Below are 12,718 nucleotides of genomic sequence, written 5' to 3'. Positions count from 1 at the left end.
TCGGTGTTATACCAGACGGATTCCGTCGTCGTCGATGGTGATGAGCCGACGTTTGTATAGGTCGCCGACGGCCCGTTTGTAAGTCTTCTTGCTCACTTGGAACATTCGTTTGATGTCCTCGGCATCGCTCTTGTCGCCCAACGGGCAGGCACCCCCGTTGTCCTTGAGCCATTGCAGTAGGGTCTGTGCGAAGTCGGCCGTCTGTTTGCGCCCAGTGGGCTGCAGGGCGATGTCGATTTTTCCGTCGGGCCTCACCTGCTGCACATAAGCCTTGATGCGGTCGCCGGTATGGATGTACTGGAAAATCTGATCCTTGTAGACCAGTCCGGCATACTGGTTCTCCACGATGACCTTGAAGCCCAGGTCGGTCTTTTGCCACACTAGAGCTTCCACCTCCTGGCCGGGCCGCAGGTCTGCATGGTCGGCTGCGAGGTAATGTTCCACTTTGGCGCTGGCCATGATGCGATAGCTTTCTTCGTCGATATGCAGATGAACGATGTAGCTTTTTCCTATCTCCATTCGTTTCTTCTGCTCGCGGAAAGGGCAGAACACGTCTTTCATGACACCCCAGTCCAAAAAGGCTCCGTACTCGTTCACCCAGTTCACGCAGAGATATGCAAAGTCGCCCACCCGTGCCAGCGGTGTCTCCGTTGTGGCGATGGGGCGCTCGTCCTGGTCGAGATACACGAAGCAAGTGATGTCGTCGCCCACCTTTGCATCTTGTGGTACGTATTTCTGCGGCATAAGAATGTCGCCATCGCTCCCTCCATCGAGGAAAATACCAAACACTTCTTTTCCGCCGAAAGCATGTGGATTGGGGCGTTCGGCCACTTTGACCATCTTCAGCGTGTTGTAGTCACCTAACTTTATCATGGTTTAATCATTATGAGGGGTTCGTGGTTGTGGGTCCGGCATGCTATCTGTGGCTGTGGACATGTCGTAGGAACTGTCGGGATGGCTGTCGTTTTCCAGCTGGCCGTCGCGCATGTGAATGGTGCGGTCGGTGATGGAGGCCAGGCTTTCGTCGTGGGTGACGATGACAAACGTCTGCCCGAACTTGTCGCGCAAGTCAAAGAAAAGCTGGTGCAGCTCGGCCTTGTTGCGTGTGTCGAGGCTGCCTGAAGGTTCGTCGGCCAGTACCACGGCCGGATTGTTCACCAAGGCCCGGGCCACGGCTACGCGCTGTTTCTCGCCGCCCGACAGCTCGTTGGGTTTGTGTCGGGCCCGGTCGGCTAGTCCCATGAACTCCAGCAGCTCGTCGGCCCGCTTGCGTGACTCCTTGCGGCTTTTGCCTGAGATGAGGGCCGGCAGCATGATGTTTTCCTGGGCCGTGAACTCGGGCAGCAGCTGGTGGAACTGGAATACGAAACCCAGATGCCGGTTGCGGAAGTCGGACAGCTTGTCGGTCGACAGCCGCCCCACGTCTACACCGTCCACCGTCACTTGCCCGCCGTCGGGCTTATCGAGGGTACCGATGATTTGCAGCAGGGTGGTTTTGCCGGCGCCTGAAGGGCCAACAATGGCCACTACCTCGCCCGCATTGATGTGCAAGTCGATGCCTTTGAGCACCTGTAACTTGCCAAACGACTTGGTTATGCCTTGAATGTCTATCATTTTTGTGATGCTTGTCAGTTCAGAAGTGCAGTATGGCTCAGAGATTCCTTTTCTGGTGCAGCCAGTTGCGTAGCAGCTCATAGGCTGATTGCTCCTCAGTGTGCTGTGGCTGGGCAAAGGTCATGGCAGACATGTCGTCGCCATACTGGTCGGGGAAAATAATCATGAGGTTCTTGCCCGAGAAATATTTGGTGAGTTCTTCGGGCAGTCGGTCTTGTGCTGCCTTGTACGACACGGTGCCCTTGCGGGCTGTCACCACCACGAAGAGATGGTCATCGGCTATCGAGGAGGCCAGTTTCGGCATCTCGTTCCAATGATCCATGGAGACATACGATGCCCGCAAGGCTGCGTGTCGGTTCTGGATATATTCGCGGATCATCTGCAGGGTGTCTGTGCGCCCGTGGAACAGGATGCGGCATTCCAGGTTGCCAGCCAGTCGAGCCAGCCGTTCCAACCACCGATAGAACCCCGACTCATACTGAGCCCTTGAGGGCACGGCCACCTGAATGCGGCGTAGCGTGGCCAGCGGATGGTTGAGTCGGGTCATGATGATCTGCCTATTCAGCCCGTTGAAAAGGCTTTGGTGGAACTGTCCCCAGAACTTGGGCGACACGTTGGAATGGGTGTGCATGCCAATAAGAATCTCTGAAGCGCGGAATTCCTTAAAGGCATGTTTGATGCCATTGGCAATGTTGGCTGCCACGCGCACCTGTTTCTGCATCTTCACGTCCGAGCCCGAGGCATACTGTGTGACCTGTTCCAGCAGACGGCGGCCCTGTTCCTGATGCTGTCGCATGTATTCGTCGTCGTAGACAACGTTGAGCGCCACCAGGCTGCGGTTCAGTTTCGGGTTGCGCATCATGATGCCCATGTTGACCAGCCGATTGGCATATTCCGGATATTTCACGGGGATGAGAATCTTCTCGTCATCCTCGGGGCTGACCTCAGGAGCAAAGTTTTTGTCGCGCAGTGTAATTTTCTGTGCTGCCCATTCTGTCACCATTGACGAGATGATACACGTGAAGAGAATCATAATGACTACGCCGTTGAGCATTCGTTCGTCCACCACGGGGCGGCCGTTAGGCAGTTTCAGCGACATGCCCACCATTACCATGGCAATGGCACCGGCTGCATGGGCCGACGTGAGACCGAACATCATGTGTCCAGAAGACGTAGGCATGCGGAAAAGCAGACACGAGGCATAAGCTGCGATGGCCTTGCTTAGGGTACCAAACACCACGATACAAGCCACCACCCAGATGATGCCGCCGCCTTGGAACAGCAGCCTGACGTTGATGAGCATGCCTACACCGATGAGGAAGTAGGGGATGAAGAGTGCATTGCCGATAAACTCAATACGGTTCATCAACGGCGATACGTGAGGAATGTAGCGGTTAAGGATGAGCCCAGCGAAGAAAGCTCCGAAGATGCCTTCCAGTCCTACCAACTCGGCCAAGGCTGCACTTATGAACAGTTCCGACATGACAAAGATGAACTGCATCACGGCATCGCTGTATCGGCGCAGGAACCAACGCGTGATGCGAGGCATGCCCCAGAGCAGCCCGCCACAGTAGCAACAGAACTTCAGGGTAAACCACAGCCAGAACCACAGTCCTGCCCCGCCTCGGTGGGCACCTACGATGGCTGCCAGCACAATGAGGGCCGCCAGCAGACTGAGCATCGTGGAGCCCACGCTGAGGGTGACGCTCGGCTTTCGTTGCAGGCCATATCGACTCACGATGGGATATGAAACCAGTGTGTTTGAGGCCATTAGACTGCCCAGCAGGAGGGCCGTGGCCGTGGAGTATTGCAGCAACGTCACCCCCATGGCATAGGTCATGATGAAAGGAACGGCAAAAGTCAGGACACCGAAAATCAGTGTGTGGTACTTGTTGCGCTTCAGCCCGTCCATGTCCATTTCCAATGAAGCGAGGAACATGATATAGTACAGGCCCACGCGTCCAAAGAGCTCGAATGAGGCGTCGCGGTCGAGAATGTCGAAGCCGTAGCGGCCCACTGCTACGCCGGCAATCACCATACCGATGATATGGGGAATGCGCAGCTTGCCCATGATGATGGGGGCCAGCAGGATAATCAGCAGCACCACGAAGAAGATGAGCGTGGGGTCGGTGATGGGAAAATAGGACGCTACGTTGGGCATTGGACTTATGATTTCCTGCAAAGTTAGCCATTTTTTCTCACAGACAGCACGGATAGCAGGGATTTATCCCGCTCACGAGGTCTGCAATCCGAACATTTTGCATTGCCGAGATGAGAAAAACTTACAGATTGTGTGCAGAGTTGGTTGAAAAATTGTAATTTTGCAGCCAAAGAAGAATATATCATTAGAAAGTAAAAAGATTATGAGAGTAGCAATCGTTGGTGCAAGCGGTGCTGTGGGACAGGAGCTCCTTCGCATTCTCGCTGAGCGCAACTTCCCTTTGGATGATTTGTTTTTGTTTGGTTCCGATCGCAGCGCGGGCCGAAAGTATAGTTTCAAGGGCAAGGAGTATGAGGTAAAACTTTTACAGCATAACGATGACTTCAAGAACATCGATATGGTTTTTGCTTCGGCCGGCGCAGGTACCAGTAAGGAGTATTTGGAGACCATCACCAAGTATGGAGCTGTGATGATAGACAACTCCAGTGCTTTCCGCATGGATGAAGACGTGCCCTTGGTGGTGCCGGAGATTAATCCTGAGGATGCCCTTGTGCGTCCGCGCGGTGTCATAGCCAACCCCAACTGCACTACTATCATGATGGTGGTTGTGCTCAATCCCATTGAGAAGCTCTCCCATATCAGAAAAATACACGTCTCTAGCTACCAGAGTGCCAGTGGTGCCGGAGCCGTGGCCATGGCTGAGCTGCAGCAGCAATACAAGGAAATAGTGGAGCAAGGTGAGGTCAGAACCATCAGCAAGTTCCCCCACCAGCTGGCTTATAATGTGATTCCCCAGATAGACAAGATGACGGAGAACGACTATACCAAGGAGGAGATGAAGATGTTTTACGAGACGCGCAAGATTATGCACTCTGACGTGCGCACGTCGGCAACCTGCGTGCGTGTGAGTTCGTTGCGTTCCCATTCTGAGAGTGTGTGGTTCGAGACGGAGCAGCCGGTAAGCGTGGCACAGATTCGTGAAGCCCTCGTAGCCGCTCCTGGTGTCACGTTGGTGGACGATCCGCAAAACTATGTCTATCCCATGCCGCTGGAGAGTGCCGGCAAGGACGATGTGTACGTGGGCCGCGTGCGCAAAGATTTGGCCGACGACAACGGCAATACTCTGTGGCTCACGGGCGACCAGATACGCAAGGGTGCTGCCCTCAATGCCATCCAGATAGGCGAGTATCTTGTTCGGGTGGGCAATGTGAGGTAGTTTTTTGTCTTCCGTTAATATAATTTTAGGCCCGCTGCAACATGGTTTGCATACGGGCCTGAATGTTTTTCTGGCATTGCGTCGAAGTCTGCCTCTTCGTGATGCCCGAAGTTTCTTTGTAAATGGAACGGTCTTCGGCTGGCCCATACCTTTGGCAGCATCTTCGTGTTTTTTCAGTTCTCATGAAAATATTTGGCCCATACGGGCATGCTCTCGCCTATTTTGCTTACTTTTGTGGAGAAAACAAATCAGAATCTAACGAAACCATGACGAAAGGATCAATCGCTTGCCGTCTGCTCTTTTTCACCCTCTGTGTATTCACATGGCCGCTTGCAGGAGTTTTTGCTCAAAGTCGTATAGACTTGAGTGGGCGCTGGCAATCGTCGCTGGGCGACGTGACGCTGCCCGGCTCACTGCTCACCAACGACAAGGGCGACCGCCCAAGTATGGACACCCGCTGGACGGGCAGCCTCTATGACTCCTCTTATTATTATAATCCCTATATGGCCCGCTACCGTTTGCAGGGGCAGATGAAGTTTCCTTTCTTTCTCACGCCCAACCGCCACTTTGTGGGCAATGTGACCTATACACGTCGTGTGGCTGTGCCCCGGAACTGGAAAGGCCAGCGGGTCACACTTATGCTGGAACGGCCTCATATCGAGACTACGCTCACTGTAAACGGTCGGAAAGTGGGACATCAGACGAGCCTGAGCGTACCGCATGTGTACGATGTGACAGCGTTTGTCCGTCCTGGGCATGACAATGAAATTGCAGTGCATGTGTACAATGGTATTGAGAACGTATGTGTGGGACAGGATTCTCACAGCGTGACCGACCAGACTCAGGGCAACTGGAACGGACTGGCCGGCCGGCTGGAGCTGCAGGCCCACGGCCGCGAACCCATTGGGGCAGTGCGTGTGTATCCCGACATTCATGCGCAGAAGGCTGTGGTGGTGGTACGTACAGCGGCAAGACAGCTTGGGTTCTTTCTTGACGGAAAGGCCGTGAAGGCCATGCGCCAAAACGATTCCACCTATATACTACCCATGCCCGGCGCACGCCTGTGGTCGGAATTCTCGCCCCAGCTCTACCGGCTCACCGTAACCTCGCGTGATGACCGCCGGGAAACTACTTTTGGTATGCGCGAGGTGAGCATCCGCGGCCGCCAGTTCTATATGAACGACGTGCCCTTTTGGATTCGTGGCACAGTGGAGAACTGTAACTTTCCACTTACGGGTTATCCTCCTACCGATGCGGTCTCGTGGGAGCATATCTTCCGCAAGTGTAAGGCTTACGGGCTCAATACCATGCGCTTCCACAGCTACTGTCCGCCCGAGGCAGCTTTCGAGGCGGCCGATCGGGTGGGCTTCTATCTGCAACCCGAGGGGCCCAGTTGGCCCAATCATGGCGTGAAGCTGGGTCGCGGTATGGCCATCGACACTTATCTCATGGATGAGACGCGCCGCATGGTGGAGGCCTATGGCAACCATCCCTCGTTCGTGATGATGGCGGCGGGCAACGAACCGGCCGGCGACTGGGTGAAGTGGTGCAACCTATGGGTGGACTACTGGAGGCAGACCGACGCACGCCGCGTGTACTGCGGAGCCTCAGTAGGGGGTGGCTGGGCCTGGGATGACAGGAGCCAGTATCACGTCAAGGGCGGTGCCCGCGGACTTGATTGGGATCGTCGTGCCCCGCAGTCCATAGACGATTATGCAGAAGACATTCGGATTCCGCGCAATTTCAAGCCCACGGCTGCGCATCCTGAGAATACTGAGCCCTACGTGAGCCATGAGCAAGGTCAGTGGTGTGCATTTCCTGACCTTGAAGAACGTGCGCAGTACACGGGTGTGTATCGTGCAGGAAACTTTGACATCTTTGAGGATTTGCTGCGTCACAACGGTATGGGTGCACAGGCCCGCCGATTCCTGATGGCCAGTGGAAAGCTGCAGACACTGGCCTACAAGTACGAGATGGAGCGTAACTTGCGCACAGCCGACTATGCAGGGTTTTTGCTGTTAGGCCTGAACGACTATAGTGGACAGGGTACGGCGCTTGTAGGGCCGCTCAATGTCTTCTGGCGCGAGAAAGGCTACGTGGACAGTGCAATGTGGAGGCAGTTCTGTTCACCTGTGGTGCCGCTGGCCCGTTTCCCCCGCTTTGTCTATACCGATGCCGACACGCTGCAGGTGTCTGTGTCCCTGTATAATGCTGCGGGACATGTGCTGCGCAACGCTCGCTGTGCCTACTACGTGCATGACAGCCGGCACAAGGAATACACCCATGGCCTGATAGCACAGGGTGACATGCCTCTTGGCAAGACACCCGACTTGGGAAACATTACGTTTCCTCTCACCGGCTTTGCCCGTCCTATGAAGCTCACGCTGACGGTGACCGTGGACGAGCGGCCGCTTCACGACCCTACGCCGGCTGATCCTCCTATCGATGTCCGTAACAGCTGGGACTTTTGGATCTATCCATCCGCTCCTGATGCATGTGATGCCAAGAATTCTTCCAATGTTTGCTGCGCAAAAAAGGCGGCTTTTCTGCCAAGGAACCAAGGTGTACTCCAGAAAGAGGTAGCGTTGGGCGTAGAACCTTTCATTTCCGACACTCTATCGGCACAGGCCCTCCACGTGTTGCAAAGTGGAGGTACGGTGCTGCTTACGGCGGCAGGAAAGGTGCGGTATGGCAATGATGTGAAGCAGACTTACTTGCCTGTGTTTTGGAACACGAGCTGGTTCAAGATGCGCCCGCCCCACACTACGGGAGCTGTCATTGACACGAGACATCCCATCTTCCGCGAGTTCCCCACGGACGACTGGCCCAATCTGAATTGGTGGGAACTGCTTAATCGGGCTCAGGTGATGAACTTGGCTGAGTTCCCGCCCGACTATCAGCCTTGTATTCAGCCTATTGATACGTGGCACGTGAGTCGTAAGTTGGGTATGCTGGTCGAGGCCAATGTACTGAACGGCCGATTGCTCATGACCACGATGGATATTTCTACTGGCCTTGATCATCGCGTGGTGGCACGACAGATGCGTCGTGCCATCCTCGACTACATGCGATCGCCCGACTTTCATCCGACCATTACGCTTGCCCCCGAGGTCATCACCCACTTGTATGAGCGTGAAGCTCCGCCAGTAAACATGTTTACCAAGGATAGCCCCGACGAATTGAAGCCGAAGTTGGGGAGCTAAGAAAACGGAAGAAACAACAAGGCGTGCACGTGCACAATAATTGATTTGAATCAAAAATCATGGCCTTTTAGCTGAATTTTGAAGCCGAAGCATTGTCTGTTTCCAGATTTCGACCTACCTTTGCACCGCGAAATCAGACAGGGCGATGCTCCTTGGAGCTCAAGCTTTAACGAAGATAAAAGAAAGATTGGAGAGAAATATAGGGAAGAAAGTTATTACAAAGTTATACACAAAGTGTGTAGGTATTCTCAATAGGGTCTTTGATAGACGGTAAAAGATTGTTAGGAAAGGTATTAGACAAGGTAAAAAAGAGTATGACTCGACTAGTCGTGAGACTACGTCTAAAAGGATAACATTCAGGAAACACAAACAAAGGAAAGAAAAAGATGAGTTTGACAACAATGTGTATCTTGTGTGCAGCATTGGCTGCCACATGGATGACGGGCGATGGCACGGGAATGCTGAAAAGCTGACCAAGCCTCCCCCGATGAAAGGAGAGAAGCAAAGAAGTATATCAAGTGGTAAAGATACGTAGGCGGCCGTCGACAGACGGCCGCCTTTATTATGCGTTCAATTTTGTCAGTCGGTGAAATGTGCGTATCTTTGCACACTCGAACGAAAGAAGATGTTAAGCAACAAGAAAAGTGAGGCCTTGCTGGCCAAGATACGCGAGAACCAGTCTCTTGTGGGTCGTGAGAAACTGAATCTTATTGTGGAGTTGAGTATTCCCTCGATGCTGGCTCAAATTACTTCGGTGATGATGTTCTTCATTGATGCCTCAATGGTGGGCCATCTGGGTGCCGCGGCTTCGGCCAGCATCGGACTTGTCGAGACCACCACGTGGCTCATGGGGTCTGTAATGAGTGCCGCCTCCATCGGTTTCTCGGTACAGGTGGCCCATTTTATTGGTGCCAATGACTTTTTCAAGGCACGCCAAGTGTTCCGTCATGCGCTAGTATGTGGTTTGGTGTTTGCACTGTTTATTGGTCTGGTGGGTGTGGGGGTTCACCGTCCGTTGCCCTATTGGCTGGGTGGCGGTGACGACATAGCTGCTGATGCCTCGACTTATTTTCTCATCTTTTCGTTCACACTGCCTGTGGTACTGCTTTATCATCTCATGGCAGCCATGCTCAAGAGTTCGGGCGACATGCGTGTGCCTAGTGTGTTGAGCATTATGATGTGCGGCCTCGACGTGGCGTTCAATTACCTTTTTATTTATATTATCCATCTGGGGGTGATGGGTGCTGCCCTGGGTACATTGTGTGCCTATGTAGTGACGGTGATGCCGATGGCCTATGTGGCCTTGTGGCGCAATAAGATTTTGGCCCTGCATCTCGACTCTGATCCTTTCCGGTGGGTGTGGGATTATGTGCGCAATGCACTGAAAATAAGTCTTCCTATTGCCGTGCAGTCCGTTTTGATGAGTGGGGCGCAGGTGGTGAGCACGCTCATTGTGGCTCCACTGGGCAATTTTGCCATCGCAGCCAACTCGTTTGCCATCACGGCAGAGAGCCTTTGCTACATGCCCGGCTATGGCATTGGCGATGCAGCCTCGACACTGGTCGGGCAGACCCATGGGGCCGGGCGTATGGATCTATGCCGTGGTTTTGCCCATGAGACCATTGGGCTGGGCATGGCCGTCATGGCACTGATGGGTGTGGTGATGTATGTATTTGCTCCTGAGATGATAGGTTTTCTTTCACCTGTAGCCGAGATTCGCGAACTGGGAGTCAGTGTGTTGCGTATCGAGGCTTTTGCTGAACCGTTCTTTGCGGCCAGCATCGTAAGCTACAGTGTGTGTGTGGGAGCCGGCGACACATTGAAGCCCGCCATCATGAACCTTGTGTCCATGTGGTGTGTGCGGCTCACGCTGGCTTGGTGGCTGGCCCAGCACTATGGCTTGCGCGGTGTGTGGTTTGCCATGGCTACCGAGCTCATCTTCCGCGGTTGCATCTTCTTGATACGCATTTGGCGCGGCAGTTGGATGAAGTCGATGAAACCCACGGTAACGGGGTAAGCCTTCTTGGCCTTTATAGTTTATCATTAAGAAGAGTGAAACTGACTATGTCTACCCTTTCGGTCCTGTGCTCTTGAGAAAATCCGAGTGGACGGTTGTGCGTAGCTCACCCACATGCGTGAGAATTGCTATGCAACTCTTTGTCCGCGATTTGGATTTTCTCAGGCTTTAGACCTAACCGATGTAAGCATAACGCTTCTTTCTTTTCGACAATGTCTTGACCCGGATATTGCTGCCAGAATTTTATTTCAACAAGAAATGCAAGGTCTTGCTCTTTGTCAGTTCTTGATGGCTAATCCGGTACCGTGACAGCGGCTTGCCTCCTAAGGACATTTGGGCAATGAGGTGCGCATCGGGTGTCGGCCGCTGAGCCGTGATTACGATGTCTCCATCGGGATAATAACGCTTGTCGAGGTGCAACGTCACTTTGTCGAATGTCGGGGCCGTGACGGAATACCAAGGACTTCCGGGGCAGTCAGGATAGATGCCCATCATGGAGAATAGTGCCCAGGCCGACATGGTACCACAGTCGTCGTTCCCAGGAATACCGTAGGGGGTTGCCTTGTAATATTTATGTAGCAATCGGTAGACCTGTTCCTGCGTGCGCCATTCCTCTCCCTTAAAATAGTTGAACAGATAGGGGTAGGCGATGTCGGGTTCATTGGCAGGGTCGTACAGTCCTTTGTCAAAGACCATCTGCAGCTTGTCGACAAACGCACGCTTACCGCCCATAAGGCGGGCCAACCCCATGATGTCGTGTGGAACGCAGAACGTATAGTTCCAGGCTGATCCCTCATGGAAGCCTGGGGCATTGCTAAAGTCGGCCCCGTCTTCGGGGTTGAAAGGCGAGAGCCAGCTGCCGTCGGTATGGCGGGGGCGGAGTGTGCCGTAGTCTTTGGAGTAATAGTGCTTGTAGCCGAGGCTACGCTGGCGAAACAGTTTGGCATCCTGTTTCTTGCTCAAGGCTTCGGCCAAATTGGCCAAGGCATGGTCGGCCACGTAGTATTCCAGGGCGTGGGACACGCTGTTGTCGCCCGAGTTGTCCTGTACATACGTGCCCATGGGCACATATCCTTTTTGAATGTATTCGTCAATGTCGGGCCGCATCAGGTTGCTGTCGCCTGGTATTGTGGCACTCTTATGAAAAGCCGCGTAGGCCGTTTCTATGTCAAAGTCGCGCAACCCTTTTAGGTAAGTGTCAGCAATGACGGGAATGGCAGGGTCACCCTCCATCGTCCATGTCTCTCGCCCGAAGAGTTCCCATTTGGGCATCCAGCCCCACTCTTTGTACATGTCGATCATGGAGCGTACCATGTCGGTCTGCCGCTCGGGATAAAGCAGTGTTTCCAGCTGGTGCAGGTTGCGGTAAGTGTCCCATAGGGAGAACACCGTGTAGCGGTTGCCTTGGGTCGTTCCGTTGTCGGCTGATTGCATCTTGGGGTATTCTCCATTGACGTCCTGCAAGATACCCGGATGTATCTGCGTGTGGTACAGGGCCGTATAGAATATCTTTCGCTGCGCCTCTGTGCCTCCCTCGACACTCACTACGCCCAGCGTCTTCTCCCATGCGCGGCGTGCTTCCTGCCTCACTTTCTCGAAGTCACACCCCTGTTGTTCGTGTGCCAGATTCCTCCGTGCATTGTCCACCGACACGAAGCTCACGGCCACTTGTACTTCTATTTGCTCCGCCTCGTCCACGTTGTAGGTGAAATAGTAGCCCACCTCATTGCCCGCCAGTTCGCGGCCATAGTTCTTGTATAGCTTGTACTTGCCGTTGTCGGCGTCCCATTGTCCTTCCACGCCCGTCATCAAGGGCTGTTTCTTCCAGAAGCCAGCCTCACGCGGCACTTTGCTTACACGCATGACGAAGTAAAGGGGAAAGACAGCCTGGGCATTGTAGCAGAATGTGCCGCACAGGCGTGACCCCTCGATCTCTGTTGACGACACTCGTCTGATGTATCCTCCTGTCTCGTTGGTCAGTCCGTCGCCAATATTCATCAGCAGATGGGCTTCGCCTTTCTTGAAAGTGAATCGCTCGATGCTGGTGCGGTCGGTGGCGGTCACCTCGCAGCGGATGTTGTGTTTGGTCAGGTAGTTGGCATAATACCCGGGGGTGGCCAGTTCGTCCTGATATGCAGAACCATAGTTGCGGTGATCCACGCTGAGCGGCCCGCTCGTGGGCATCACCAGCAGTGTACCCATTTCCGGACAGCCCACGCCACTCAAGGTGACGTGGGCAAAGCCGGTGAAATATCGGTTGGTAAACTCATAAGGTGCCGACCACCATCGCCCGTCCTTGTCGTAGCGGTTCAGGTCGGATCCCATCACATTGAACGGAACCACCGACATCATGGCATGGGGCCGCACCGCACCGGGATGGCACACGCTGAAGTTGGTGGTGCCGATGAACGGGTCGACGTAATCCACGGGGCTTTTGGAATCGGCTGCGGCCGACAGTCCGCCTAACAGGCAGAGGACAAACAGTGACAGTCTCTTGTGCATACGCT

General features: G+C 54.0%; 7 protein-coding genes. 3 read left to right on the top strand and 4 right to left on the bottom strand.

The window, feature by feature from the left end:
* Positions 1 to 6: 6 nt before the first annotated feature.
* From PREDE_RS05290 to PREDE_RS05280, 3 genes are read right to left on the bottom strand one after another with little or no spacing between them, the layout of a single operon-like run.
* A complete protein-coding gene (locus PREDE_RS05290) occupies positions 7 to 873 on the bottom strand; it encodes a CvfB family protein (protein WP_005844816.1) in 867 nt (288 codons plus the stop codon).
* Between the two features lie 3 nt (positions 874 to 876).
* On the bottom strand, positions 877 to 1,614 hold the full coding sequence (locus PREDE_RS05285; RefSeq protein ID WP_005844813.1) for an ABC transporter ATP-binding protein: 738 nt from the start codon (positions 1,612 to 1,614) through the stop codon (positions 877 to 879).
* Positions 1,615 to 1,651: 37 nt separating this feature from the next.
* Complete coding sequence (locus tag PREDE_RS05280; RefSeq protein ID WP_005844811.1) at positions 1,652 to 3,775, bottom strand: cation:proton antiporter; 2,124 nt, start codon at positions 3,773 to 3,775, stop codon at positions 1,652 to 1,654.
* A 202-nt stretch (positions 3,776 to 3,977) separates the two neighbouring features.
* Between PREDE_RS05280 and PREDE_RS05275 the strand changes: the two genes are divergently transcribed.
* The 3 genes from PREDE_RS05275 to PREDE_RS05265 all read left to right on the top strand — a co-directional run bounded on the left by PREDE_RS05275 (position 3,978) and on the right by PREDE_RS05265 (position 10,211).
* The gene (locus tag PREDE_RS05275; protein ID WP_015298522.1) at positions 3,978 to 4,991 is read left to right on the top strand and encodes an aspartate-semialdehyde dehydrogenase; all 1,014 of its coding nucleotides are present in this window, start codon (positions 3,978 to 3,980) and stop codon (positions 4,989 to 4,991) included.
* Between the two features lie 266 nt (positions 4,992 to 5,257).
* A complete protein-coding gene (locus PREDE_RS05270; protein WP_015298521.1) occupies positions 5,258 to 8,194 on the top strand; it encodes a sugar-binding domain-containing protein in 2,937 nt (978 codons plus the stop codon).
* A 625-nt stretch (positions 8,195 to 8,819) separates the two neighbouring features.
* On the top strand, positions 8,820 to 10,211 hold the full coding sequence (locus tag PREDE_RS05265; protein ID WP_005844807.1) for an MATE family efflux transporter: 1,392 nt from the start codon (positions 8,820 to 8,822) through the stop codon (positions 10,209 to 10,211).
* Between the two features lie 243 nt (positions 10,212 to 10,454).
* Here the strand turns inward: PREDE_RS05265 and PREDE_RS05260 are convergent, their stop codons facing one another.
* Positions 10,455 to 12,713, bottom strand: a complete 2,259-nt coding sequence (locus tag PREDE_RS05260) for a GH92 family glycosyl hydrolase (protein ID WP_005844806.1) — start codon at positions 12,711 to 12,713, stop codon at positions 10,455 to 10,457.
* Positions 12,714 to 12,718: the final 5 nt, after the last annotated feature.

Source organism: Prevotella dentalis DSM 3688 (genome assembly GCF_000242335.1).
GTDB lineage: Bacteria > Bacteroidota > Bacteroidia > Bacteroidales > Bacteroidaceae > Prevotella > Prevotella seregens.
Note: the sequence above shows the minus strand (reverse complement) of the source record. Positions and strands in the feature narration are given on the sequence as shown.

Coding starts and splice junctions, on each gene's coding strand:
- PREDE_RS05290 (WP_005844816.1), bottom strand. CDS start 873: ATGATAAAGTTAGGTGACTACAACACGCTGAAGATGGTCAAAGTGGCC.
- PREDE_RS05285 (WP_005844813.1), bottom strand. CDS start 1,614: ATGATAGACATTCAAGGCATAACCAAGTCGTTTGGCAAGTTACAGGTG.
- PREDE_RS05280 (WP_005844811.1), bottom strand. CDS start 3,775: ATGCCCAACGTAGCGTCCTATTTTCCCATCACCGACCCCACGCTCATC.
- PREDE_RS05275 (WP_015298522.1), top strand. CDS start 3,978: ATGAGAGTAGCAATCGTTGGTGCAAGCGGTGCTGTGGGACAGGAGCTC.
- PREDE_RS05270 (WP_015298521.1), top strand. CDS start 5,258: ATGACGAAAGGATCAATCGCTTGCCGTCTGCTCTTTTTCACCCTCTGT.
- PREDE_RS05265 (WP_005844807.1), top strand. CDS start 8,820: ATGTTAAGCAACAAGAAAAGTGAGGCCTTGCTGGCCAAGATACGCGAG.
- PREDE_RS05260 (WP_005844806.1), bottom strand. CDS start 12,713: ATGCACAAGAGACTGTCACTGTTTGTCCTCTGCCTGTTAGGCGGACTG.